This window comes from Enterococcus thailandicus, assembly GCF_001886265.1.
Taxonomy (GTDB): domain Bacteria; phylum Bacillota; class Bacilli; order Lactobacillales; family Enterococcaceae; genus Enterococcus_B; species Enterococcus_B thailandicus.
Map to the genome: position 1 here is coordinate 1 of NZ_JXLE01000057.1, position 313 is coordinate 313.

At 40.6% G+C, this 313-nt stretch carries 1 pseudogene; it reads right to left on the reverse strand.

Annotated features, from left to right (window positions below):
• Positions 1-313: pseudogene (locus RV17_RS13570) on the reverse strand (hypothetical protein); the annotation flags it as partial.

Genomic DNA, 313 nt, shown 5'->3' on the forward strand with positions numbered 1-313 from the left:
ACATCACCTAGTTGAACAGATTGTTGCCCATTTGTTCCAAAATCGTTAACGATTTTATCTGTAGTTAAATTCCCAGTGTTTTCTTTATAGTAAGTCCCTGTCAAATCAGTAAGTTTACCATCCCCTCGTAGGAGCGTCATGGAGTAATAACTAGGGAATATACTGTGAATGCCGTCGACTCGATATTTTTTATCCATCCCAAAGCTCGATTGAATAGAGTAAGAGTTTCCTTTTTTGCGTAGTGTATAAGCTCCCGCCGTTTGGTCAGTCCGTCCGCGAATTTGAATCGTACTTCCCCAAGCTACTTTGATTG